This is a genomic window from Acinetobacter johnsonii, from assembly GCF_048551975.1.
Lineage (GTDB): Bacteria > Pseudomonadota > Gammaproteobacteria > Pseudomonadales > Moraxellaceae > Acinetobacter > Acinetobacter johnsonii_A.
Genome location: NZ_JBIMCF010000004.1, coordinates 140,551 through 166,565, shown reverse-complemented (window position 1 = coordinate 166,565; position 26,015 = coordinate 140,551). Strand labels below are relative to the sequence as shown.

24 protein-coding genes, 1 tRNA gene and 2 pseudogenes are annotated in these 26,015 nt (G+C 40.8%); 7 read left to right on the top strand and 20 right to left on the bottom strand.

What is annotated here, in order from left to right; all coding sequences use genetic code 11:
• Positions 1-5: 5 nt before the first annotated feature.
• From ACG9ZB_RS05735 to uvrB, 5 genes and pseudogenes are all read right to left on the bottom strand, one after another.
• Positions 6-670 (bottom strand): annotated as a pseudogene (locus ACG9ZB_RS05735) (MFS transporter).
• 338 nt (positions 671-1,008) lie between these two features.
• Complete coding sequence (locus ACG9ZB_RS05730) at positions 1,009-2,466, bottom strand: glyceraldehyde-3-phosphate dehydrogenase (RefSeq protein ID WP_419324742.1); 1,458 nt, start codon at positions 2,464-2,466, stop codon at positions 1,009-1,011.
• Between the two features lie 324 nt (positions 2,467-2,790).
• Positions 2,791-3,726: an EamA family transporter RarD gene (gene rarD, locus ACG9ZB_RS05725; RefSeq protein WP_419324740.1), complete on the bottom strand. Its 936-nt coding sequence runs from the start codon at positions 3,724-3,726 to the stop codon at positions 2,791-2,793.
• Between the two features lie 147 nt (positions 3,727-3,873).
• Entirely contained in the window at positions 3,874-4,458 is a 585-nt protein-coding gene (locus ACG9ZB_RS05720; protein ID WP_419324738.1) for a lipocalin family protein, read from the bottom strand.
• 103 nt (positions 4,459-4,561) lie between these two features.
• Positions 4,562-6,583, bottom strand: a complete 2,022-nt coding sequence (uvrB, locus tag ACG9ZB_RS05715) for an excinuclease ABC subunit UvrB (RefSeq protein ID WP_419324736.1) — start codon at positions 6,581-6,583, stop codon at positions 4,562-4,564.
• A gap of 175 nt (positions 6,584-6,758) precedes the next feature.
• Between uvrB and ACG9ZB_RS05710 the strand changes: the two genes are divergently transcribed.
• Positions 6,759-7,550, top strand: a complete 792-nt coding sequence (locus tag ACG9ZB_RS05710) for a hypothetical protein (RefSeq protein WP_058869426.1) — start codon at positions 6,759-6,761, stop codon at positions 7,548-7,550.
• Positions 7,551-7,852: 302 nt separating this feature from the next.
• Positions 7,853-9,298: a diguanylate cyclase domain-containing protein gene (locus ACG9ZB_RS05705; protein ID WP_419324734.1), complete on the top strand. Its 1,446-nt coding sequence runs from the start codon at positions 7,853-7,855 to the stop codon at positions 9,296-9,298.
• A gap of 63 nt (positions 9,299-9,361) precedes the next feature.
• Here ACG9ZB_RS05705 and ACG9ZB_RS05700 read toward each other — a convergent pair whose 3' ends face one another.
• A complete protein-coding gene (locus tag ACG9ZB_RS05700) occupies positions 9,362-9,541 on the bottom strand; it encodes a hypothetical protein (RefSeq protein WP_004693646.1) in 180 nt (59 codons plus the stop codon).
• 217 nt (positions 9,542-9,758) lie between these two features.
• Between ACG9ZB_RS05700 and ACG9ZB_RS05695 the strand changes: the two genes are divergently transcribed.
• Positions 9,759-10,985, top strand: a complete 1,227-nt coding sequence (locus tag ACG9ZB_RS05695; protein WP_419324732.1) for a pyridoxal phosphate-dependent aminotransferase — start codon at positions 9,759-9,761, stop codon at positions 10,983-10,985.
• A gap of 100 nt (positions 10,986-11,085) precedes the next feature.
• On the opposite strand, the gene ACG9ZB_RS05690 is transcribed toward ACG9ZB_RS05695, so the two are convergent.
• Together ACG9ZB_RS05690 and ACG9ZB_RS05685 are read right to left on the bottom strand one after the other, a co-directional pair.
• Positions 11,086-11,955: a DMT family transporter gene (locus ACG9ZB_RS05690; RefSeq protein ID WP_419324731.1), complete on the bottom strand. Its 870-nt coding sequence runs from the start codon at positions 11,953-11,955 to the stop codon at positions 11,086-11,088.
• A gap of 127 nt (positions 11,956-12,082) precedes the next feature.
• Positions 12,083-12,505, bottom strand: a complete 423-nt coding sequence (locus ACG9ZB_RS05685; RefSeq protein WP_419324729.1) for a GFA family protein — start codon at positions 12,503-12,505, stop codon at positions 12,083-12,085.
• 341 nt (positions 12,506-12,846) lie between these two features.
• Between ACG9ZB_RS05685 and ACG9ZB_RS05680 the strand changes: the two are divergent.
• Positions 12,847-13,281: pseudogene (locus ACG9ZB_RS05680) on the top strand (PaaI family thioesterase).
• 69 nt (positions 13,282-13,350) lie between these two features.
• On the opposite strand, the gene ACG9ZB_RS05675 reads toward ACG9ZB_RS05680, so the two are convergent.
• Positions 13,351-13,809 (bottom strand): hypothetical protein, encoded by a 459-nt coding sequence (locus ACG9ZB_RS05675; protein WP_419324727.1) that lies wholly within the window; start codon positions 13,807-13,809, stop codon positions 13,351-13,353.
• A 251-nt stretch (positions 13,810-14,060) separates the two neighbouring features.
• Here ACG9ZB_RS05675 and ACG9ZB_RS05670 point away from each other — a divergent pair.
• Together ACG9ZB_RS05670 and ACG9ZB_RS05665 are read left to right on the top strand one after the other, a co-directional pair.
• A tRNA-Asn gene (locus ACG9ZB_RS05670) sits at positions 14,061-14,136 on the top strand.
• 173 nt (positions 14,137-14,309) lie between these two features.
• Positions 14,310-14,483, top strand: coding sequence for a hypothetical protein (locus ACG9ZB_RS05665; protein ID WP_419324725.1), 174 nt, complete (start codon positions 14,310-14,312; stop codon positions 14,481-14,483).
• Positions 14,484-14,889: 406 nt separating this feature from the next.
• Here ACG9ZB_RS05665 and ACG9ZB_RS05660 read toward each other — a convergent pair whose 3' ends face one another.
• The 11 genes from ACG9ZB_RS05660 to ACG9ZB_RS05610 all read right to left on the bottom strand — a co-directional run bounded on the left by ACG9ZB_RS05660 (position 14,890) and on the right by ACG9ZB_RS05610 (position 24,133).
• The gene (locus tag ACG9ZB_RS05660; protein ID WP_419324723.1) at positions 14,890-15,543 is read right to left on the bottom strand and encodes a tRNA-(ms[2]io[6]A)-hydroxylase; all 654 of its coding nucleotides are present in this window, start codon (positions 15,541-15,543) and stop codon (positions 14,890-14,892) included.
• Positions 15,544-15,567: 24 nt separating this feature from the next.
• On the bottom strand, positions 15,568-16,293 hold the full coding sequence (pdxJ, locus tag ACG9ZB_RS05655) for a pyridoxine 5'-phosphate synthase (protein ID WP_419324722.1): 726 nt from the start codon (positions 16,291-16,293) through the stop codon (positions 15,568-15,570).
• Between the two features lie 13 nt (positions 16,294-16,306).
• The gene (gene recO / locus ACG9ZB_RS05650) at positions 16,307-17,017 is read right to left on the bottom strand and encodes a DNA repair protein RecO (RefSeq protein ID WP_419324720.1); all 711 of its coding nucleotides are present in this window, start codon (positions 17,015-17,017) and stop codon (positions 16,307-16,309) included.
• A 10-nt stretch (positions 17,018-17,027) separates the two neighbouring features.
• Positions 17,028-17,225 (bottom strand): NF038104 family lipoprotein, encoded by a 198-nt coding sequence (locus ACG9ZB_RS05645; RefSeq protein WP_005399691.1) that lies wholly within the window; start codon positions 17,223-17,225, stop codon positions 17,028-17,030.
• 35 nt (positions 17,226-17,260) lie between these two features.
• Positions 17,261-18,289: a GTPase Era gene (era, locus tag ACG9ZB_RS05640; RefSeq protein WP_062032393.1), complete on the bottom strand. Its 1,029-nt coding sequence runs from the start codon at positions 18,287-18,289 to the stop codon at positions 17,261-17,263.
• A gap of 6 nt (positions 18,290-18,295) precedes the next feature.
• A complete protein-coding gene (gene rnc, locus ACG9ZB_RS05635; protein WP_058869418.1) occupies positions 18,296-18,988 on the bottom strand; it encodes a ribonuclease III in 693 nt (230 codons plus the stop codon).
• Positions 18,960-19,334, bottom strand: a complete 375-nt coding sequence (locus ACG9ZB_RS05630) for a DUF4845 domain-containing protein (RefSeq protein WP_004693667.1) — start codon at positions 19,332-19,334, stop codon at positions 18,960-18,962. Before ACG9ZB_RS05630 ends, rnc begins: the two co-directional genes overlap by 29 nt.
• 21 nt (positions 19,335-19,355) lie before the next feature.
• The gene (gene lepB, locus ACG9ZB_RS05625) at positions 19,356-20,183 is read right to left on the bottom strand and encodes a signal peptidase I (protein ID WP_419324718.1); all 828 of its coding nucleotides are present in this window, start codon (positions 20,181-20,183) and stop codon (positions 19,356-19,358) included.
• Positions 20,184-20,203: 20 nt separating this feature from the next.
• The gene (gene lepA / locus ACG9ZB_RS05620) at positions 20,204-22,021 is read right to left on the bottom strand and encodes a translation elongation factor 4 (protein WP_419324716.1); all 1,818 of its coding nucleotides are present in this window, start codon (positions 22,019-22,021) and stop codon (positions 20,204-20,206) included.
• Positions 22,022-22,166: 145 nt separating this feature from the next.
• A complete protein-coding gene (locus ACG9ZB_RS05615) occupies positions 22,167-22,643 on the bottom strand; it encodes an acyl-CoA thioesterase (RefSeq protein WP_419324714.1) in 477 nt (158 codons plus the stop codon).
• A gap of 110 nt (positions 22,644-22,753) precedes the next feature.
• On the bottom strand, positions 22,754-24,133 hold the full coding sequence (locus ACG9ZB_RS05610) for a Do family serine endopeptidase (RefSeq protein ID WP_419324712.1): 1,380 nt from the start codon (positions 24,131-24,133) through the stop codon (positions 22,754-22,756).
• Between the two features lie 235 nt (positions 24,134-24,368).
• On the opposite strand from ACG9ZB_RS05610, the gene nadB reads away from it, so the two are divergent.
• On the top strand, positions 24,369-26,006 hold the full coding sequence (nadB, locus tag ACG9ZB_RS05605) for an L-aspartate oxidase (protein WP_419324711.1): 1,638 nt from the start codon (positions 24,369-24,371) through the stop codon (positions 26,004-26,006).
• Positions 26,007-26,015: the final 9 nt, after the last annotated feature.

The window sequence follows — 26,015 nt, the reverse complement described above, 5'->3', positions numbered from 1 at the left end:
TCCCCCTATGGCTTCACGTGTTCTTGAGGTTGAGGTTTTTCACGCAGTAATTGCAAGCTATTGAGTGGAATTTTCAACTCCCCCTGCTTAATTTCAATTGGCAATGTATTCTGTACATCCACCGACGCTTTCAATGCTGTTTTAATGGGAACCTTTAAATGCCCCTGTATTGGAATATTGGCCTTAACCACTGTATTTACTGGAATATGTAGGTTTTCTTTCAGCACGGTTTTCACAGGTGCATCAAATTTGAGGTGTACCTGCTGTTCAAGTGGCACATCGATATGAATCGGCACATCCAACTGAATGGGAATATTGCCTTTTAAAGGCAAAGTCACATCTCGCCCCATGACTTTCACTTGTACCTTGGTATCTATAGGCATATTCTGATTAATTTTCAAGGTTTCACGCACTGGAATGGTGGTTTTAATCGGAACCTGATTATCAAAATACACCCGTGGAGTCAGCGTTTGGATCAGGGGAATATTCAGATTTTCACGAATTGGAATTTCTGCATTGACGCGCCCTGTGACATCTACATCTAAGGCATCATGAATTTTAACCTCAGCTTGAAAGGCTCTTGCAGATCAATACTGACTTTTTGATTTTCTAATGGAATATAAATATTAAAGTGTTTAAACATTCAAATAGCGATGAATACACCACACATGGTTGCCAACACAATGAATGCCAATCCACTGAGCACATGCTTCACTTGCCAATTCAAATTCCTTTTTTTATTTTGATTCTTCATCTGACAAGCCTAATCCTTTTGTCAGCCCAGTCTGTTTACAGGTCATCCCAACCCGACTCGATAAATATATAAATGTCTATTTCGATAAAAATGTTCCAATTATTCTAAGTAAATAAGTCAGAATTAAGCATTGGCAATTCTTAGCACTCAAGCGAATACTTATGTCAGCCCAATGCACCTGATCAACCTCATCCCACAACAACAGCGCAAAAAAAAGAGCCTCAATTGAGGCTCTTTTTAATCGTTATTACAAATTATGCATTTGTTTCAGCTGGAATTTTTGGATAGCTTACGCCGCCCATTTGCTCTGCAATACGTAAAACTTGGCAGCTATAACCTACTTCGTTATCGTACCAAACATATGCAGTTAAACGGTTGCCCGAAGTGATTGTTGCTTGCGCATCAAATACACCTGCTGTACGCGAACCGATAAAGTCAGATGATACAACTTCAGTCGAGTTGGTATAACCGATCTGACCTTGAAGGCTAGAGCTGATTGAAATTTTACGAATGTATTCGTTCACTTCATCACGATCAACTTCTTTATCTAAAGTTAAGTTCAAAATCGCAAGTGAAACGTTTGGTGTTGGAACACGTACAGAGTTACCTGTCAGTTTACCTTGAAGTGCTGGAAGTGCTTTAGCAACCGCTTTAGCCGCACCTGTTTCAGTAATTACCATGTTCAACGTTGCAGCACGACCACGACGGTCTGCTTTATGGTAGTTGTCGATTAAGTTCTGGTCGTTTGTAAACGAGTGAACTGTTTCAACGTGACCATTCAACACTGTGTATTTGTCATGCAAAACTTTAAGTGTTGGTGTAATCGCATTCGTTGTACAGCTTGCAGCAGAAATAATCGTATCTTCATCAAGAATGTCAGCTTGGTTCACACCAAACACTACGTTCTTCATGTCGCCTTTACCTGGTGCAGTCAAGATCACACGTGCAGCGCCTGGGCACTTCAGATGTTGCGCAAGACCTTCAGCATCACGCCATTTACCCGTGTTGTCGATCACTAACGCATTGCTAATACCATAATCGGTATAATCAACTTCAGTTGGGTTCGACGCATAAATCACTTTGATGAATTGACCGTTGGCAATGATTGCTTCGTTTTCTTCATCAACAGAAATCGTACCAGAGAATGGACCATGGATTGAGTCACGGCGTAATAAAGATGCACGTTTTTCCAAATCACCATCAGATGATTTACGAACCACAATCGCTTTTAGGTTCAAACCACGACCAAGACCAGACTGACCAATCATTAAACGTGCAAGAATACGACCGATACGACCAAAACCGTAAAGAACAACGTCACGACCTTCTACTGAAGTCGCACGACCTTCTACAGATTTAACAGCGGCTGCGACAAATGCATCAACATCGCCACCTTGCTCTTTAAACGCAACAGCTAATTTGCCTAGATCAATTTCAGCAGTACCGATATTTTCAATTTTAGCCAACGCTTCAAGAATTGGGAACGTGTGTATAACTGAAAGCTCAACGTCCATCATACGAGTGAAGCGGTGCGCTTTTAAAATTTGGATAACTGAACGGTTAACTAAAGAACGTCCAAACACTGAAACCACAATATTTTTTTCACGGTAAAGCTGACCGATCAAAGCGATCATTTGTTCCGCGATTTCTTCACGGTTTTTCCAGCGACCTTGGTGTTCTGCGTGTAGGGCGATGATAGTCTCTTTGCTCACAGATACGTCCTCTAATTAATTTAATCTAAGCATAAATTTTAAAACCCAACAATTGTAAAGGATTTAACGCCAAGTTTGAATCGAAAGCTGTAAATGCATGATGTTTTTTGTCATATATTCATTATTAATTTAAGAAATGATTGCATTTAGTCTTATGATTTTGCAGTATAAAAATTAGAAAAATATTTTTTTAGATAAAAAAATAAACAGTTACACAAATGATGTTTTATCAAACAGTCAACTATTCTTAAAGGGCAATAAACAAATCAGGAACTTGCTTATCGCCCAAATTCCAGCGCAATGACAGCTCCGAACATCATCAAATTAGTCTGAATTTTGCTGTTTTTCAAAATGCTCAATATTTCGTTCAAGCTGTTTTTTATTTTGTTGCTGTCTATATAAATGCAACACACCTTCAATAATAAGTAATAAGACTGCGAACCAAATTGGAATATAGGTAAACCACTCACCCGCCTCTATACGCTCTCCCATGGCAACTGATGCTCCCGCCAGTAAAACAGGCTCCAAATAACTCAGCAAACCAAAGATCACAAAAGGTAAATAACGACTCGCGAGTATATAACTTCCGAGTCCCATTGCACTTAAGAAACCCAGTCCAATGACCGCCAAAATCAGATGTGGAAACTCTTGTATCAAAGCCAAACTATCGCTATGCACAAAGCCCAAATAAAATGCGACAGGTAAAATTAAAAACAGATCCCACCAGAAGCCACCCAAATGATCCGTTTTACAAACACGGCGCAGGAAGAAATACAAAGGATAAGCCAAAGCGATATAAACCGTTTCCCATGCCATGCTACCAATACGCCAAATTTCATGTCCCACCCCAAGCACAGCAAAGGCTACCGCGGCCATTTGCCAGCGGGATAGTTTTTCCTTGTAAAGGATGCAACCAACCAACACCATGACCAAAGGCAGTAAAAAATAGCCGAGTGATACTTGTAGACCACGACCATTCATGGGCCCCCATAAAAATAGCCACAACTGCGTGGTACATAAAACCGAACTAAACAATAACCAAGCAATCATCCAAGGTTGTTTAAACATACGCTTAAACAACTCCGAAATGAGTTTTAAATCGCCACTCCACCACATGAATGCGGTTAAAAAGGGTAAGGTCGAAAGCATACGCCAAGCAAAAGTTTGCTCACTATCTAAGGGCTTTAAAAAAAAGGTATAAAAATACAAAACCCCAAAAGTGACGGATGCTAAAACCGATAGTGCAACACCTTTATACATCCTTCACTCCACATTGATTTACACAATTTTAATAGGCGCCTATTATAAAGCGTTCGACTGTATAAAGCTTTATTATTCAAGTTTTAAAATACGTATATGAAACTAAAAAAGCCATGCTTCAGCATGGCTTTCAAGGCTTAATAGATTTTATTTTTGCAATTGTTTGGTATGAATCAGATCATTCAAGTCATAACCCACTGACTTTGCATATTCTAAGTATTCATTAATGACTTTTTGGTCTGGTTGAGGTGAGCGAGAAAGCACCCACATATATTTACGGCGTGGCTCACCCACTAAAACCGTTTCATAGTCATCATCAATTTTTAAAATCCAATAATCCCCGCGTGCCACAGGCAACCAACGCACCGCCTCAGGTAAAAAACTCACTTTCAACTTACTATTAAAAGGTGGGTTTTGTACAAATGCTTCACCTATGGACTGCATCAGCTTACCATCCTGAACATAACAGCGGTTATCAACAGTCACATTGCCATTTTCATTCAGGGTATAAGTAGCCGAGACATTACTTCCGCATTTATTTTGGAAGTACATGGGCTTACGTGCAATTTCGTACCAAACACCCAAATAACGGTCTAATTCAACCTTATCCACCACAGCTAAGGGTTTACTCTGGGCATAAGCCATGGTTGCCATGCCTAACCCGACTAAAACAGCACCACCAACAGCAATTTTGGCAAGTGTAAAACCCGCCTTTGGAAGATTTGCAGACATAAACTGTACCTTTAATATTTCAGAATTTATGATCTAAAAATAAACATCTCTTTAAAAAATAATGCTTTCTGCCCAAATTACTGTAGCGTTATGTAAATGCAACTTAGGTTAGAAGTTGTGCTTTTAAGCGCAAAATTTCATCTCGCAGACGTGCAGCTTGCTCAAAGTGTAGCTCTTTAGAAGCTTTTAACATTTCTTTTTCTAACTTGCTTAAGTGCTTGGCAAGAAGTTTCGGATCGGATAGCAAGTGCCGCTCATCTGCACTGAGCGTTTGGTGTTGATCAGTGATACCAATTTCAACTTGATCATCTGTCAGCACTTCACCTGTATCAATATCCTTTTTATTTTGTCTGATGGTGCTACGCGGAATAATGCCATGCAGCTCATTAAAGGCCATTTGTTTTTCACGACGACGAGCTGTTTCATCGATGGCTTTTTGCATCGAATCGGTAATCCGATCACCATATAAAATCGCTTTGCCTTTTACATTACGTGCTGCACGACCAATGGTTTGAATCAAAGAGCGCTCAGAACGCAAGAAACCTTCTTTGTCCGCATCCAAAATCGCCACCAAAGACACTTCAGGCATGTCCAAGCCTTCACGTAGTAAGTTGATCCCGACGAGGACATCGTAGACACCTGAACGTAAGTCATGAATAATTTTCACCCGTTCAACGGTATCAATATCTGAGTGCAGATAGGCAACTTTGACTCCATACTCTTTTAAGTACGAACTTAAATCTTCTGCCATACGTTTGGTTAAGGTGGTTACCAAAACACGCTCGTCTAGACCTTTGCGGATATTGATCTCAGATAAGACATCATCAACTTGAGTCAATACTGGACGCACTTCAATTTCGGGGTCAATCAACCCTGTAGGACGAACCACCTGCTCAGCTATTTGTTGGGCTTTTTCAAGCTCGTATTTGGCTGGGGTTGCACTGACATAAATTGTAGCTGGGGTAATCCGCTCCCACTCTTCAAACTGCATTGGACGGTTATCTAAAGCACTAGGAAGACGGAAACCATAATTCACCAAGTTTTCTTTACGCGAACGGTCACCTTTATACATCGCGCCAATTTGCGGCACAGTCACGTGTGACTCATCAATAATCAGCAAGGCGTCGTCAGGAACATAATCAAACAAGGTCGGCGGTGCTTCACCCGCAGGGCGACCTGACAAATGACGTGAATAGTTTTCAATACCGTTGGTATAACCCAACTGCTGCATCATTTCTAAATCATAACGGGTACGTTGCTCAATTCGCTGTGCTTCAAGCAATTTGTCATGTGCACGAAAGAAACCTAAGCGCTCTTTTAACTCTTCACGAATCGTGCCGATGGCACGCTCTAAATTATCTTTCGGTGTCACATAGTGACTTTTTGGGTAAATTGTCACGCGCGGGACTTTACGCACCAACTTGCCTGTCAGTGGATCGAACCAACGAATCGAATCGACTTCATCATCAAACAACTCAATCCGAATCGCATGCTGGTCTGATTCCGCAGGGAAAATATCAATAATTTCACCGCGGATACGATAGGTACCGCGTAAAAACTCAAGCTCATTACGGTTATATTGCATTTCCACCAAACGTCGAATGATGTCATCACGTGCGATACGATCACCTTGTACAATATGCAGCAACATGCTCATATAAGCATTAGGGTCACCCAAACCATAAATAGCAGAAACTGAAGCAACAATAATTGCATCTCGACGCTCTAAGAGCGAACGTGTTGCAGATAAACGCATTTGGTCAATGTGGTCATTAATCGCTGAATCTTTTTCAATGAATGTGTCTGAAGATGGCACGTAGGCTTCAGGTTGGTAATAATCATAATAACTAACAAAATATTCGACAGCATTGTTCGGAAAGAAAGATTTGAACTCACCATAAAGCTGTGCAGCTAAGGTTTTATTATGCGCCATGACAATGGTCGGACGTTGCGTCCGCGCAATCACGTTGGCCATGGTATAGGTTTTACCAGAACCCGTAACCCCAAGTAACAACTGGTCGTGATAGCCCTTTTCTATTCCAGCAACAAGCTTTTCGATGGCTTGCGGCTGATCACCTGCGGGTTGGTAATTGGTGACTAAATCAAAAGGTTTTTTCTCACTCACAGACATATCTCAAGATTTGCTTCTTCAACCGACTATTTTAACAGATTCAATCCAGAGCAATTCCTGCTTTTAGATTTTTAATGTAATTTACTGAAAAGATTACAAAGATTTTTTACTTGCCCCCCCCGTATTTCAAAGGCAACATGAAGTGAAGAAGAGCGAAAAATCAGAGCCTATGACTTACCAATATCATGACGAAAGCATCGTCAAAAACCTAGATGAACATACCGTATTTGTGTTTGGTAGTAACATGGCAGGTCAACATGCGGATGGTGCTGCCCGAACTGCACTTGAACACTTTGGCGCAATAAAAGGCGTCGGACGTGGTTGGTCAGGGCAAAGTTATGCCATTCCCACTATGAACGAACACTTACAGCAAATGCCGCTCTCGCAAATTCAACACTATATTGATGACTTTAAAATCTATACTAAAAATCACCCTAAAATGACTTACTTTCTAACCTCTATAGGCTGCGGTATTGCGGGTTATAAAGTTGAAGAAATTGCCCCGATGTTTAAAGGCATTTCTCATAATGTTATTTTCCCCGCATCATTTCGCCCATTTGTGGAAAGAACACTGCCACGTCTAAGTAAAAAGTTTTTGCATACTATTTTTAATGATGCCGTGATTTTCAGCACTCAAAATGATGACATGCTGATTCAACATTTGGCCTTAACCGATAATGAAAAAAGTTTAGCCAAAATTATTCTCAACACACGTATGTATCCAACCGACAGTAATGGTCGCGATCGTGTTTTTGAGATTGAAGATATTTTACATGCGCTGTCTGGGAAGATATTTGATTTTGAGACCAATGCTGAGGGACGCATGCTTTTTGGTGGTGCCATTCTAGCGCTGTTGGAACTTTATAATATCAATGAGCAAGACTTCATTGAGGTTTGGCAAGGCACACGAGAAATCGCACCGCCGAAGCCCGAACATCGTGCGCGAAAAGCCTCACGTTAAGCCCGAATCTTTTCAAAAAGCCAATCCATCAGATTGGCTTTTTTAATTGAAAATAATAGAGTTCTTTGAATCTTCCCAATCGCCAACTACGACAAAATGGGGATATTACCAAGGCATTTCGCTCTTATCAATATCAGCATATACGCTTTTTAAGCCCCAAAACCAATGGAGCTTATGCATTTTTTGACTAAATCCCTCCATAAACTCACATAAATTTTAAAAATAACTTTTTATCACATTATTTTAAAAAGTTTTTTTAGCGCTTATACTGCTTTAAATTCCAACATAAAAACGAGATATAAATGCAATTATTGGACTCTCCTATTTTTGAATTATCTCCCATTGCCATGTGGTTAGAAGACTTTAGCGAAGTACAAAAACAATTCAATCTTTGGCGGAGTGAAGGTGTTGAAGATATTGCGTCTTTTCTGTTGGAAGACAAATCACGTATTTTAAGTTGTGCGCATAAAATTAAAGTCTTGCATGTCAACCCGCAAACCTTAAAACAATTTGAAGCCGAAAGTTTTGAAGATTTAACTGCAAACCTTGCGCAAATTTTTAAAGCAGATATGTCAAGCACTCATTTAAATGAGCTGGTCGCACTTTGGAATGGTGAGACCGTATTTGAAAATACTGCTGTAAACTATACGCTTACAGGTCATCGCCTTGACATTCGACTGCGCGGAACAGTACTTCCCGGTCATGAACACGATCTTTCATTGGTTCTGATCACCACGGAAGACATCACGCCTTATGCCAATGCACAACGTTTAGAAGAAAAAAGTCGTTTAATTGCTGAAGCACGTTTTCAATATTCGCCTACTTCGCTTTGGGTTGAGGACTTTAGCCGAGTCAAAGCACGTTTAGATCATTTACGTCGTTTAGGGATCAGAGACTTTAAAACGTTCCTTGATGTCCATAATGACTTTATTAACGAATGTCTCAGAGACATCATGGTTACCGATGTCAACCAAGCCACACTCGATTTGTTTGCGGCACGTGACAAAGACCATTTACTTAAAAATTTGCATAAAGTCTTTCAGAATGAAACCCAACAGACCTTTCGACATCAGCTGCTCGAACTGTGGGATGGCAATATTCAACATAACTGCGAGGCGATCAATTACGCACTCGATGGCAGTATTCGCCATGTGCTGTTACATTTTGCCGTGTTTCCAGGCTTCGAAGACGATTGGGGTATGGTTCAACTAGCACTCACCGATATTACTGCACGTAAAAAAGCCGAAAAATATCTTGAGTATTTAGGCAAACATGATGTCTTAACCAAACTTTATAACCGCTCTTTCTATAGCGCAGAAATCAACCGACTTGAGCGCAATAACCTGCGCCCTGTGTCTTGTATTTTCCTAGACATGAATGGCTTAAAAGCTATCAATGACAACCTTGGTCATGACCAAGGTGACAGCTTATTACGCCGTATGGGGAATACCCTGAATCAGTTAATTGAAAACACGCAATACTCTGCTTCAAGGATCGGTGGGGATGAGTTCGTGGTGCTATTACCTGCCGCAGATGAAGCCGCATTGAACCACTGTATTGAAAGTTTGCATGAGCTTTTAATGGTCGATAACCAATTTAACAATCATCAACCGATTAGTGTGTCGATTGGCACTGCCACCAGCCACCCAAATGAGCGAGTTGAAGATATGCTTAAACGTGCCGACACTGCGATGTATGAACACAAAAAAACCTATTATGCAGAAAATGATCGACGTGTTAGCAATTAGAACCTAGCGAATGATCAATAAAAAAGCGCCCTAAACAGGGCGCTTTTTTATATCAATAGCGAATTAACGTTTACCCATTGAACGACGGGTACCACGTGGTGGCATCCAAGTACGATCTGCATACTGTTCAGGTTTTGGACGAACCTGATTATGTGCAACATCGTCAGCACTTTGTTCTGCATTTGGCATTGGGAATGGGAGATTCACCAAAGGTTTTTTTGAAGTAGGCTGTTGCTTACTCATGACCATCACTCTCATCAAATTGCGCTTATTTTAAAGTTTTTTTCATAAAGATGCGAGAAACTTCCTAATTCTGTACATTTTTGAAATCATTAATTCAAAATTGGATTTTTTTATGTTTTTTGCACAAAATCTGTGTTTTTAAACGCCTTGCTTGAGTTTTTTAAGCTAAGATAGTGTGCTTTTTATTTTTTTAAACCCTATAAGAAGGAATACTGCCGTGGACGTACGTCTCTCTGATCGTGTGAATGCCATCAAACCGTCCCCAACTCTTGCTGTTACCAACAAAGCTGCTGAATTAAAAGCGGCTGGCAAGAACGTTATTGGCTTGGGCGCAGGTGAACCTGACTTCGACACCCCACAACACATCAAAGATGCAGCAATTGCAGCGATTAACAACGGTTTCACAAAGTACACCGCTGTAGATGGTACGCCTGGCCTTAAAAAAGCGATTATTGCAAAATTCAAGCGTGACAATAACCTTGATTATGCTGCAAACCAAATTTTGGTTTCTTGTGGCGGCAAGCAGTCATTCTTTAACTTAGCATTAGCTTTGTTAAACAAAGGTGATGAAGTGATCATCCCTGCACCATTTTGGGTAAGCTACCCAGATATGGTAATTATCGCTGAAGGTGTTCCTGTTATTGTAAAATGTGGTGAAGAACAACGTTTCAAAATCACACCTGCTCAACTTGAAGCCGCGATCACAGACAAAACTCGTTTAGTGGTTTTAAACAGTCCATCAAACCCAACAGGTATGATCTACACTAAAGCTGAATTAGAAGCTTTGGCTGACGTTCTTCGTAAATACCCTGAAGTTTACATCGCTTCTGATGATATGTACGAACCAATCCGTTGGGATGACGAATTCTACAATATCGCAACAGTTGCACCAGACCTTTATGACCGTACAATCGTGTTAAACGGTGTGTCTAAAGCGTATGCAATGACTGGCTGGCGTATTGGCTATGCAGCGGGCCCTGCAAAGCTTATTGGCGCAATGAAAAAAATCCAATCGCAATCAACCTCAAACCCAACTTCGATTTCACAAGTTGCTGCTGAAGCTGCGTTGAATGGCCCTCAAGACGTTCTTGAGCCAATGATTGAAGCATTCAAACGTCGTCATGACTTAGTTGTTAGTGGTTTGAACGACATCAAGGGTATTTCTTGCCTACCTGCTGATGGTGCATTCTATGCATATGCAAACATCCGTCCATTAATTCGTGCGAAAGGCTTAAAGTCTTGCACAGAATTCTCTGAATGGTTATTGGAAGAAACTGGCGTTGCTGTAGTTCCTGGAGATGCATTCGGCTTAGGCGGTTTCATGCGTATTTCTTATGCAACTGCTGATGAAGTACTTGTAGATGCGCTTGCACGTATCAAGAAAGCGGCTGATTCAATCGAAGGCGTAGATGCTGCGATTGCTGCAATTGCTGCTGAAAAATAATTTAACCCTTTAAAGTTAAATTAGAGAAACCCGCGAACTTCGCGGGTTTTTTATTTTTAAACAAATCTGAAAAAATTGCTCTTAAGCCGTTTAAATAATTTTACAAACGTCTAGTACCAGCAGAATCTATGGTATCTGCGTCTTTATTGCTAGATGACGCCGAAATCACCAAGGCAATGCCTGCCAGAATAATCGTCGCAGAAATAATGATTCGGAAACTCAACGCTTCCCCAATAAACAATGCCCCACCCAGAATCGCCAAACACGGCACGGACAATTGCACGCTACTGGCCGTGACCCGATCAATTTTCTTCACTATGGCATACCAAAGTACATATGCCCCACTCGATGCCAAACCGCCAGATAAGAGCGCCAACAGCATACCTTTTGGCTGCATAAAACTCTGTGTGTAAAAAAATAAATAGACCAAGACAACAAAAGGAATCGCCACTACAAAATTTGCCAAGCTACTGGCCAGTGGATTATGCATATTTTTACCTGCAATGCTATACATCGCCCAACCTATGCCTGAAAACACCATCAATGCAGCATAATCCAAAGGGGGTGCCGAAGCCCCTGGAAGCAATAAAATCAAAAGACCTAAAATAGCAATCGATAACCCCAACCCGCGTCGCAAATTTATTTTTTCACCATGACACAGGCCATAACTGACCATGCTTAACTGCACTGTCCCAAACAGTAGTAATGCACCTACACCCGCATCGATATGCAAATAGGCCAGCGAAAAAGCCATAATATATAAGGCAAGAAAAAATCCGTTTTTTACACTCCACTCTATTTTGGCCTTATGAGTAGAAAGCATATACAGTAGAAATAACACCATTGCACCGCTACAGACCCGAAGCAAGCTAAAACTCATCGGATCAATCTGCTGCTCAGCCAACGCTAAACGACATAGCACCGAATTGGCTGCAAAGGCCAACATTGCAATGGAAATTTTAAGCAGCATGTTTGAGCATCCTTATTCAACAGCCTGCATAGATATATCGAATATATCTTATTAAATCTAGAGAGTTTTTCTCATGCAATTTATCAATAATCTCGATGTGTAACTCAGATGATTCAACCTGAATACCTTATTTTTTGGCATCATCTGGTGAAAATAAAGCAATCACATCCGCTTCTGTGAGCTGCTCTGTAGAATACTTAAATTGGTAAAAATCAGGCTTATTATCAATATAAATTTCTGTTGTAAGTTTTAAATCTTCTGGCTCTTCTTCCATCGCAAATACATTAATATTGCAATAGCTGCCGTCCTGAGTTCGCCAAAAAAGTGACGTGCCACATTCGCTACAAAAACCACGCTCCCCCCAATCCGACGACTTGAATAATTTTAAATATTCTTGATTGTCAAACTTTAAACTACTGGGTTCGACATCAATACTCATGAGTACCCCGCTCGACTGCTGGCGGCACATAGAACAATGACAAGCATGCACATCATGATTTTTGAGTGCGGCTTGGAACTTAGTTTTACCGCATAAACAGGACACGTTCATTGTGAGTTCCTTCTTCATGTGAAGACTGTATAAAATGACTAAAACCTTGTTTATCTTATATATAAATAAAAAACAAAAGAGTGTATAAATTTTGTGCACCACATTAAAACAATGATCACATCTAGGCTGCTCCGTTCTATCAACACTCAAATTATCAAAATGAATAATCCTAAATCTTTTCCCTACAATATGTTCACAGCATGAGCTCCATCCGTGATTACGATTTCGTTGATTTTGTACTGATCAATCCAAAGCTGAATATTCAGGAGAAGACTGAATTTTGTTTAATTAGATAAAAATTTCCAAAAAGAAACTCACAGATAAATATAGGAATGAACAAGATGAATCCCAAAGAAATGACAGGACTACAACTCTTAGAAGCCATGTGTACAGGAAAAATTCCACCCGCAAGTATCAGTGAAACCATTCCCATGCAGCCTTTTGAAGTTTCTGAAGGGAAAATTAGCTTTAAAGCAAAAGCGGATCATCGTCATTTAAACCCGCTTGGTGGCGTGCATGGTGGCTTTGCAGCAACAGTACTCGACTCAGTGACGGGTTGTGCCATACATACTATGCTTGAAGCTGGTGTTGGCTATGGCACTATTGATCTGAATATTAAAATGTACTGACCGATTCCAAGAGACAAAGAACTGCTTGCCATCGGCAGCGTGATCAACATCAGTAAGAAATTAGGTATTTCTGAAGGTAAAATTGTAGATGAAGATGGTAAACTCTACGCCCATGCCACAGCCACCTGTATGATTATTCGTTCCTAAAAACGAAAGGCACTGATAAATTTCAGTGCCTTTTTTACGCCAAAGTAAACTTTACTTCAGCATGACAGATCAAATTGCGGTTTTAAACGTCTTCAGCGTCTGCAATTTTGAGGCATCAGGACGCTCAACTCCTTTATAAATACAATAGTATTTAAATGCGCTGTCTAAACTCACCTCTAAACTTTTACCTTCAGCAGCAGACCAGACTTTTGAACGATTACTGCCTGATAAAGCACTGCCTGACAACTGATACAAATATAGATCATGCCCTCGCTTCACAGTTTTTTTAAGAGTACTCGTTGATTGTGCGGAAAGCAGTTGACAAGGACTGTTGACCAGCCAACGCTCACTAAACCAAAGTTGTAATAAATCACCCAAATACAAGTCTGTACAACCGACAGGCCAAACATCAATATAGGCTGACTCTACAGGGGTATAGTATTGTTCAGGGTTTGAAATAATAGAAAGATACTGATCTTGATAATCAGCTAGGTTTGCAAAAATATCGGAAATAGTAAGCGTATTCATTCGCTTTCTCCTGTTTAGCCATTTTAGTGCTGGCAAGTTGGTTATAAATCCACACTGTTTAAGTTTTCACTTAAACGCTCTGTTGTTAAAGTCAGACTATCAACGACTTTTCAACATTGCAAGCACTTCAATACGATTTTTTTTGAAAATGATTTTTTTGTTCAAATAAAAAGCATCCAATATAAAAATCACAGCAACATGACATTTTAGACTTGACCCACTATGAAATGTCCTTATAATCGCATGCAGATTCTCCAATAGCTCAGTCGGTAGAGCGACGGACTGTTAATCCGCAGGTCCCTGGTTCGAGCCCAGGTTGGAGAGCCAAATTCAAGAAAGCTCACACTATAAGTTGTGGGCTTTCTTCTTTTCTACACATTAAAAGTTTTACCGCTTAAGGTGTAAATCCTCCAGCTAAGTTCAACAGAAAGCCGGAACTAAACCATTCTAGAAAAATAGCTTATCTTAAAAACACTAAAAAATGATTCACAAGAAAAGTCATGGGCACATTTAAAACACATATGGATGTTCGTTCAGATCACTTCCCGATCACAGCAACTGAAATGAAAAAATGGGAAGGACAAAAAGATTGGAAATACCAGCTTAGTTTTAGTGATCCTGTTTATACAGATATTTTTATTGGATGTAATCGCTATGAGCAAAATGACAGCTGATTTTTAATTTTTATTCACCTATCACAACCATTCATTAAAAAATATTTTTTAAGAAAATAGATCTTTCAACACAATTAAGTCATGTCTCTGAAATTTTGCAAAATACTCTTTCTGATGCAACATTTTTTCATGAGCTGCAATGGTGAAGCGCGGAAAATATGAAAAAAAGTACAATGAGTCATCGTCAAAGTCCCTAAGCATCCCTACTCTAATAACTCATTCCGCTGACTCATGTTTTGCGATTTTATGGAAAGGAGTTAAAGCTTTCAATACATCATATCCACCCCTATTTGATTAAAAAGCCCAATCGATAAAGATTAGGCTTTTTAATGAGTCAGGGCTATCTACACTGAGAATCTGTAAATTTTTAACAGTTTACAAACTGTAGCATTCACCCTCTTTATTCCTAAGCCACTTCCGCAGGCACTCCACTATGGAAACGGAACACATCATCAGGCGTACTAATCAGCTCTTTTTCAACATTTCGGATATGATCAATACGAGCTTGAATATCTTCTTTCGGATTCTTCAATTTACCTGTTTGCGCAACCTCTAGGGCCAAAGCCAAGTAGTCTTCAAAATGGCGTGATTCAGACTTCAGCAGGTAGCGATAGTAACGACCTAATTCATCATCCACCAAAGGTGCTAACGCGTAAAAACGCTCACATGAACGTGCTTCTACAAAGGCACCAATGATTAAAATATCAATTAAAGCCTCAGGCTCATAAGTCCGCACTTCTTTACGTAAACCACCCGCATAACGACCAGCACTCAGATTGCTCCACTCTAGCCCGCGCTTTTTCATAAATTCAAGCACTTGCTCATAATGCAGCATTTCTTCACGAACAAGTTGTGAAAGCTTGACCTGCAAATCGGTAAAAAAGCTATAACGAAACATCAGGTTCATCGCTGTACCTGCTGCTTTCTTCTCACAATTCGCGTGGTCTTGCATCAGCACATCAAGATTATTCAGTGCTTCAGTCAACCAAGCTTTAGGTGTTTCACAGCCCAAGAAATCCATGACGGGCTTCATGAGTTCATCATAATTGATATTCGACATATTCAAATCTTAAAAACTTTAAAATTAACGTGCAGCTTTAATCACTGCTTTCATTTCACGCACGGCTTGTTCCAAGCCCACAAAAATAGCATCGGCAATTAGGGAATGACCGATATTTAATTCGTGTATCTGTGGAATTTGCGCAATTGGCGTTACATTTGCAAGGTTGAGTCCATGCCCAGCATTGACCACTAAACCTTTCGATGCTGCATATTCGGCACCTTTGACAATACGTTCAAGCTCATGTTGCTGAGCTTCAGGTGTTTCTGCATCAGCATAAGCGCCTGTATGAATTTCAATGGTTGGTGCACCACAAGCAACCGCTGCATCAATTTGTGCAAAGTCAGCATCAATAAACAAGGATACATCACAGCCAATCTCGGACAAGGCTTGAGTTGCCGCTTTAACGTCGTCAAAATGCCCAACCACATCCAAACCACCTTCAGTCGTCACCTCTTGGCGCTTTTCAGGAACAAAACACACATGATGCGGTTTAATTTCTTTAGCAAATGCAATCATTTCATCTGTGACTGCCAACTCCAAATTCATACGTGTTTTAAGCGCTGGCCGCATACGACGCACGTCATCGTCCTGAATATGACGACGGTCTTCACGTAAATGCAAAGTAATCCCTTCCGCCCCTGCTTGCTCACAGATCAGTGCTGCATTGACTGGATCAGGATAAGACGTTCCACGCGCTTGTCGTAAAGTTGCCACGTGGTCAATATTTACACCAAGTAATGCAGCCATATTCATTTCCTAATTACGATTGAGTTTGAGTGTTCTGAATCCACAACTGACGACTTTTTAAGGGTCGATCGCCCAACAATGAACTGATCATTTGTCGATACAGCTTGGTCAGCAATTGTAACTGTTCCAAACTAAAATCCCTACCCCTTTCATATTGGCACATGCTTAAAATTTGCTGTCCATTTAAGGTCGCTCGTGAAGCTTGTGCAGTAGGAATAAAGCCTTCATTCAGCTGGAATATATAGTTGAGTGATGCTTGAATTTCTAGTTGATTGGCATCGGTCGAAAAATCTAAGGCATAGCCCAAATCTTCCAGTAGTTCGTGCTCAAACTGTCTTAGAATTTGTTTTAAAAATTGATTGGGATCTGCTTGCTGCGCCAGTTGTTGTAATTGCGTTAGCGTATGTGCATATTGAGCAAAACTTTGCTCCATTTGTACTTCGAGCGGACATAGTCTGAGCAGAATCTCGTTGAGATAAAAACCTGAAAAAAAAGCATCCCCGAAGAAAAAAATCGGCTGATTGACAATTTCAAGTTTTGTAAAATTTTTGAGTTCAGATTTACCCGAAGCTTGTAAACAAATCGGCTGATATTGTGGCGGCGGGGTTTGCCTTAGAATACCATCAACTCGCCCATGCTCTTGGGTAAATAAATGCACAATGTGACTACGTTCACGGTATTTTCTATGGTGAATTAAATAACCATGCAGTACTTCATTGCGCATGAGAAATTAACTAATCTTTTTTATCTTTATCATTATGTTCGCTGTCTTCATCATCCCCATCTGGGATAACAGCACCAACCACCGCTGCGGTTCCTTTCACCACGCCTTTTGTGGTTTTATACGCAATCTTTACAGGAACGGTGACGATCTTGTGTACACAACCTTGCAAAAACAACATACAAGCCATTACTGCGAACACTTTGACCATAACACCATCCCTATAAAAATTTGTTTTCTTAAAACTTAGATATCGCTATAACCTAAGCTTTTCAATGCACGTTCATCATCAGACCAACCACCTTTCACTTTAACCCAAAGTGTCAGCATGATCTTTTGTTCAAACATTTTTTCCATATCGATACGGGCATCCATACCGATTTTCTTAAGCTTAGCGCCTTTTTCACCAATCACAATTGCTTTCTGGCCTGGGCGGTCTACAAAAATCGTTGCATCAATGTATGTACACGCTGGTTTTGGACGACCTGTTTTTTCATTCACCGTTGCTTCTTCAGTCTTAAACGACTCAATTTGCACGGTTAAATCATAAGGTAGCTCTTCACCCAACTGACGCATAATCTTTTCACGGATAATTTCTGATGCCAAGAAACGCTCAGAACGATCTGTCAGTTGATCCAATGAATACATCGGTGGCTGGAAAGGTAAATATTTTTCAATGGTATCGCGCAGATGGTCTAAGTTTGCACCACGTAGTGCAGAAACAGGAACAATCTCAGCAAAATTCATTAATTTTGCACGCTGTTGAATCAAAGGTAATGCATGGTTTTTATTTTCAAGTGTATCAATTTTATTGATCACAAGAATCACTGGCATCTCTGCATTTTTGAGTTTTTCCAAAACGAGCTCATCGTTTTGAGTCCACTTGTCTGCATCTAGAACAAATAATACCAAGTTGACATCACGCAATGCAGAAGACGCAGCACGGTTCATCATTTTGTTGATGGCGCGTACTTCTTTTTTATGCATCCCTGGTGTATCAACAAATACCGCTTGAGATTTTGCACGTGAATCAATTCCCACAATTTTATGACGTGTGGTTTGTGGTTTACGTGAAGTAATCGATAATTTTTGACCCAACAAATGGTTCATCAACGTAGATTTGCCTACGTTTGGACGACCGACAATTGCCACAAAGCCGCTACGAAAATCCGTTGGGATTTCTGTGCCTTGTTCGCTAAAAAATTGGCTAATTAAATCATTACTGTCGCTTTGCGACTCGTGATCAGCATCGATGTGATCGGAAGAATTTGACATGGCAGATTACTGCTCCAAAAGTTTTAAAATATCCGCCGCAGCAGCTTGTTCAGCAAAACGGCGACTGGTACCCTCACCCATTACAACAGACAATCCATCCACTTTACACTCCACTTTGAAATGCTGATTGGGTGCATCGCCTTGAATATCGACCACATCATAAACTGGGAGAGCTTTTTTTCGTGCCTGAAGATATTCTTGTAAACGAGATTTAGGATCTTTAAGTTGATCGGTTGGCTCGATATGGTCTAAATATGGCTCGTACCATTTTAACACAATCGGCTCCAACACCGTTAAATCACTACAATCCACATAGATTGCACCAATAATAGATTCAACCGTATCCGCAAGGATGGACTCGCGATGATGTCCACCTGATTTTAACTCACCTGTACTTAAGATGAGTGACTGGCTCAGTTTTAAATCATTTGCAATCTTACCTAAAGCTTCCTGACGAACCAAGGTTGCACGCATACGCGTCAAACGGCCTTCGTTCTCAGTTGGATAAGCTTTGTAGAGATAATTTGCAATAATCATCCCTAACAAAGAATCGCCTAGAAACTCTAGGCGCTCATAGTTGTATTTGTGGCTCACCGATCGGTGGGTCAGTGCAAGCTGAAGTAATTCAGGTTGTTTAAACTGATAACCGATACGGCTCGCTAAGCGGGCTTCACTTAGCTTGGACTGAGCTTTGATCAAAACTTTTCTCGAACTTTAATACTAAATCTATATTCAGTAAGAAGGGTTTTCTTACCTCATACTCCTTTTTCACCTGCAACCCTTCGGTATTGGTGACTTGCATAATTTCTTTAATCTTCACATCACGAATGCCATTCATATCCAAACGCTTTGAAAGCTGACTCTCAAACTCCGCGGGCTGAATATTTTTCGGGCTGCTTTGAAATACTTCCTCAATTTGGCTATTGATCATCCGATCATCAAAATAGGGAGCCCAAACTGCAATTGCCACTTTCGCCATAAATGCAAACCCCATGATTGCAAATAAAATGGCGATATAAGATGCCCCTTGTTGATTCTTGCGCATTTTTTATTTTCCGAATCGATATTAGTCAATGCTACCGTTACGGTTAAATGACGGCAACTTAAAGCCAGGTTCTTTATGCATCCAAATATAAAATGCACGACCTGTTAGGTTCTGTTCAGGAACCATTCCCCAGAAACGACTGTCAGCACTTTGGTCGCGATTATCCCCCATCGCAAAGTACTCACCTTCTTTTACTTTCACTTCCCAATATAAACCATTTTCAGCAGAGTATTTACCATTTTCTACAAAGTTAATATAGGGTGCTTGGCGTGCAACATTAACACCTTCTAACTCACGCATGGTAAAGGTATGCTTGCCAATGGTTTCTTTATGATATATCGAAGTAGGCGTATCTAAACGGTCTTTTTCACGACTAAATTCAACAGGAACCTTAGCAACTTTTTGACCATTAATGGTTAATTGACCATGATCAAAAACAATGTGATCGCCAGGAATACCAACTACACGTTTGATATAGCTGATCGTCGGTTGCGGTGGATAACGGAAGACGATCACATCACCACGCTCAGGCTTACCCACATCAATCACTTTTTTATTCACAATCGGTAGGCGAACACCATAGTCAAATTTGTTGACCAAGATGAAGTCACCCGTTTCTAAAGTCGGCACCATCGAGTCCGAAGGAATATTAAAAGGTTCATAAAAGAATGAACGTAAGCATAGAACAATCGCAAGGACTGGCCAGAAATCATAAGCCCATGTAATGACAAAATTTTCATTTCCCTTGCCTTTCATCGCTCGTTGTTTAAATACAAATTTATCGAGCAACCACACCAAAAAGAAAATCAGTGTGACAGGAACAAGTATCAAATTAAAATCAAAATCCATGGGCTTATATTCCTACCTTTTTATCTTTCTACTTTCAACACAGCCAAGAACGCTTCTTGTGGGATTTCTACACTTCCCACTTGCTTCATGCGTTTTTTACCTTCTTTTTGCTTCGATAGCAGTTTCTTCTTACGAGAAACATCACCACCATAACATTTCGCCAATACGTTTTTACGCATTGCCTTTACGGTTGAACGAGCAATAATTTGTGCGCCAATGGCCGCTTGAATTGCCACATCAAACATTTGACGTGGAATCAAATCTTTCATTTTTTCAACCAATGCAATACCACGATGACGGGCATCTTGACGGTGACAAATCATTGCCAAGGCATCGACTTTATCGCCATTGATCAGAACATCGACTTTTACCAATGATGAACTTTCAAAGCGTACAAAGTTATAATCGAGCGACGCAAAACCACGTGAACACGACTTCAATTTATCAAAGAAGTCCATCACCACTTCCGCCATTGGAATTTCAAAGGTGATCGAAACTTGGTTCGCCATAAACTTCATGTCTTTTTGAACACCACGGCGTTCCACACATAAAGTCATGACATTACCTAAATACTCTTGCGGTACAAGGATATGGCACTCAGCAATCGGCTCACGTAAGTCTTCGACTGTTGAACCATCTGGCATTTTAGATGGGCTATCAATATAAATCGTTTGACCATTCTTCATCACCGCTTCATAAATCACGGTCGGTGCAGATGAAATGAGGTCTAAATCATACTCACGCTCTAAACGCTCTTGCACGATTTCCATGTGTAGCATGCCTAAGAAACCACAACGGAAACCAAATCCTAAAGCATCCGAGCTTTCAGGTTCAAAGAATAACGCCGAGTCATTGATCTGAAGCTTATGCAAAGCTTCACGGAACGGTTCAAATTCACTTGAATCAATTGGGAACAAACCTGCATAAACCTGCGGCTTCACTTTTTTAAAGCCCGGTAAGGTTTTGACTTCTGGTGTGTTGGCGAGGGTAATCGTATCACCGACTGGCGCACCAAAAATGTCTTTAATTCCTGCAATTACGAAACCAACTTCACCCGCTTCAAGGATGTCTGTCTCAGTATGCTTAGGATTGAAAATACCTACAGAAGTAATGATGTGCGTTTGGCCTGTTGATTTCATCAACATCTTGTCGCCCTTACGCACACGACCTTCTTTCACACGTACCAAAGAAACCACGCCTAAGTAGTTATCAAACCAAGAGTCGATAATTAAAGCTTGTAATGGCGCATTACGATCACCAGTAGGTGCAGGAATGACATTAACAAGGGCTTCTAAAACGCTATCAATCCCAAGACCTGTTTTTGCCGAACAGGTTGGCGCTTCAGTCGCTTCTATACCAATAATGTCTTCAATTTCTTGAATCACACGTTCAGGTTCAGCCTGTGGTAAATCAATTTTATTCAATATAGGAAGGACTTCGAGACCTTGCTCAATTGCGGTATAGCAGTTCGCAACTGACTGTGCTTCCACGCCTTGCGCCGCATCTACAACCAACAATGCACCTTCACAAGCCGCCAATGAGCGTGACACTTCATATGAAAAGTCGACGTGCCCTGGTGTATCAATAAAGTTCAATTGATACTCTTGACCATTTGGATGGGTGTAATACAAAGTAACCGACGCAGCTTTAATGGTAATACCACGCTCACGTTCAAGTTCCATGGAGTCAAGTACTTGTGCTTGCATTTCACGATCTTGCAAACCACCACAAGTTTGAATAAAGCGGTCAGCGAGCGTTGACTTCCCGTGGTCAATGTGAGCAATAATACTGAAATTACGGATATTTTTAATATCAATAGATTTTTTAGCTTGCGCCATGGGCTACCTTGAACAAAATGAAGCGTTATGCAGACAAATTTCGATGCACAACAAAAGCCGAACAGAAATTGCGAAGGATTATAACAGATGGTTTTTTTAAAGTATCCATATTAATACGCTTCCTTTTCACAACTCTGACGCTTTTTTACGTGTTTTCGCTTTTCACTGGGCTTTTTGAATAATCCATTGAAAAATCTAGGGCATTCACATCTTTTGCAAGCGGTTGGTAAGCTTGGGTAAAACTGGGTGACATACGTTTCGCGCGTCCTGTTTCAATCTCTACACAAGCCCACTTGGTTTGAGCAACAAATAAAATACTATTGTCTTTGGGTCTATAAAACACATATTGGCGTGATGAATATAATGCGTTTATATCGTCAAACCATGTGCGTAAGATTATTTCATCCTCTTTAAATGCAGCTTTTCGGTACTGCACATGATGCTCAACTGCAACCATGGCATGTTTTAACTCGATATATTCTTTTAAGCCTAAACCCAGTGCATCAATATGTGCTGTTGCGACATCCTGCATCCAATGCATATAAACCACGTTATTCACATGGCCTAACTGGTCGATATGTTCTGCTTGCACCTGAAGCCTTAAGTCAAAAATACTAGTCATAAACACTCTATTGAATCTAAATATCCCTATGAAGATAGCAGTGTACGCAAAGAACAGACATCATCAAATTGCAAAAAATAAAAAACCACTCCGAAGAGTGGTTTTTTCGATTATTGGATACGCATCCCTAAAATGGCCGGTGTGCCTTGTCGGATGATGCCAACGCGGGCAACCTGACCTTTTTTCAACTCAGATGCCGCTTGGACAAAATCATTGGTGTCTTTTACGACTTTATTATTAATGTGAGTGACCACATCGCCAGCCGCCATGCCTGACTGTGCTGCGGCACCGCCACGTTTCACTTCTTGAATTAACACACCGCCTTTCACATTGAGCTGTGACAATTCAGCAGGTGTTAAATTTCGGATAGCAATACCTAAGACAGGCCCTTTACTCTGTGTGACCGAGTCTGATTTTGCAGGTGTATCATCCGGTGCGGTGGTGAGTGTTGCCGATATATTCCGCTTTTTATCATCACGCAGTACTTCAAGCTGTACCGTTTGATTTGGCATGGTACGATTTAAATAGTTCAATAACTCAGAGGTACGTGAAATCGGCGTTCCATTGAATTTTAAAATAATATCGCCTGCTTTTAGTCCTGCTTTCTGAGCAGGTGAGTTTGGCTGAACATTGGTAATCAGTGAGCCTTCAGGTTTTGGCAAATTATAAGACTCTGCCAAATTACGGTCTAGATCTTGTAGATTGAAACCTAAATAAGAACGCGTAACTTTGCCGGTTTTCTTAAGTTGATCAGCAATATCCATTGCGACATCAATTGGAATCGAGAAAGACAGCCCCATATAACCGCCCGTACCACTGAAGATACGCGAGTTCACACCAACTACTTCACCCTGTTGGTTGAATAACGGACCGCCTGAGTTTCCAGGGTTGAGAGCCACATCGGTTTGAATAAAGGGCACTGATGTCTCTCCCATCATATTACGCATTTTCGCACTCACGATTCCCGCTGAAGCAGAATAGTCGAAACCAAACGGTGAACCGATTGCAAGCACAGGTTCGCCTACGCGCAGTTGATCAACATTACCTGCACGGAGTGACGGAAAATTCGCACCATTCACCTTAAGCAAGGCCACATCGGTTCGTTCATCACTACCCACTACGGTTGCATCTAGTTCACGACGGTCATTAAACATAATCGTGACTTTCGATGCATCTTCTACGACGTGGTGATTTGTCAGTAAATAACCATCTTTACTAATAAAAAATGCGCTGCCATAAGCCGTTTTTTCTTGCGGTGCTTGCTGCTGTGGAATAATCACTTGATTGCCAAAGAAACGCTTTAAAATTTCAGGTATCTGCTGTTGCATTAACTCTTCTTGAGTCATCTTTTTAACCACATTGACACTCACTACAGCAGGGCTGACTTGCTCAACCAAGTTTGAGAAATCAACAGGTGCTGCCTGTGTTTGTACCGCAGCCATTGTACATGCAACAGCAAAAAAACCAGTGTGTATCGCGCGACTTTTCATATCAAGTATTGACCTATATGTTTGTTATCAATTTATGTATTAGCGTTTTTAGCATAAAGTTTGTCTATCTTGGGTAATAATATGTTCTATTATGTTTGTATAAACAAAAGCTTAAACTTTGCTTGAAAAACAAGTTCTTTATTTATATTTTCCATAATTTGAATAGATATTGTCCTTGCCTTTTTGTGAAAAAAGCGCTGTCATTAGCGAACTTTTTCCAAATTAGCTGACGGACATGTCTAATTTAAGCACAACGCATCATTTTGATGTGATTATTGTGGGAAGTGGCGGTGCAGGCCTGAGCTTAGCCTTATCGTTGCCTGAACATTTCAATATTGCTATTCTTGCAAAATCAAACCTGACCGATGCAAGTACCTTCTATGCGCAAGGTGGCGTTGCCGCTGTTTTAGATGAAACGGATTCCATCGAACAGCACATTGATGACACCATGATTGCGGGCGCTCACTTGTGTGAGACCGAAGCCGTAAAGCAAACCGTTGTAGGCGGTAAACCTTCTGTTGATTTTCTACTGAAACACGGCGTGCAGTTTACCCTTGATGATCAAGAGCAATTACATCTAACACGTGAAGGTGGACATTCTCAACGCCGTATTATTCATGCCGCAGATGCTACAGGTCGTGCCATTTCAACTACCTTAGTGGAACGTGCGATTGAGAAAGATAACATCACCATTTTTGAAAATTACATCGCCATCGATTTAATTACCTCTCAAAAACTGGGCTTGGAAGAACAAAATCGTGCATTAGGCCTCTATGCACTCGATGAAAAGACTGAAAAAGTACATACCTTTTTAGCCCCTTTCACCGCGCTGGCGTGTGGCGGCGCCATGAAAGCCTATCTGTATACCTCGAACCCAGACATTGCAACGGGCGATGGTATTGCCATGGCGTTTCGTGCGGGTTGCCGCGTGGCCAATATGGAATTTAACCAATTTCACCCAACCTGTTTATACCACCCGCAAGCACGCTCTTTCCTCATTACTGAAGCAATGCGTGGTGAAGGTGCTTATTTACGTTTACCCGATGGCGAACGCTTTATGTTGCGCTTTGATGAACGTGCAGAACTTGCTCCACGTGACATTGTGGCGCGAGCGATTGACTATGAAATTAAACGTTTAGGTATTCGTCACGTTTGGCTCGACATTAGCCATAAGCCCGACAGTTTCATTAAAGAACATTTCCCAACCCTGTACGCACGCTTACTTGAACTCGGCATCGACATTACCAAGGAAATGATTCCTGTTGTTCCTGCTGCGCACTATACCTGTGGCGGTGTGGTGGTTGATGAACACAGTCAAACTGACATTGCAGGTCTCTATGCGATTGGGGAAACCTCGTACACAGGTTTGCATGGCGCCAACCGTATGGCCAGTAACTCACTGTTAGAGTGTTTTGTGTATGGCATGAGTGCAGCAAATCACATCGAAAAAAGTTTTGATTCAAATTACCAATCCCCAACTGCTCCGTCTTGGGATGACTCACAAGTGATGAATCCTGATGAAGATGTGGTGATTTTGCAAAACTGGGATGAACTCCGTCAAACCATGTGGAACTACGTCGGCATTGTGCGTACTACGAAACGTCTTGAACGTGCGCTACACCGCATTGAAATGTTGAAGCGAGAAATTACCGAGTATTACCAAGATTACCAAGTCAGCAAAAATCTGATTGAACTGCGTAATTTGGTTTTAGTCTCTGAAATGATCGTGCGTTGTGCTATGGAGCGTAAAGAATCGCGCGGTTTACACTACACTTTAGATTACCCTGAACTGTCGAATGAACTGCGTAAAACCGTACTCACCCCTTTAAATTTTAAAGTTGAAACCCCTTTAGTGAATAATGTCTTGTCCTGAAATAGATTG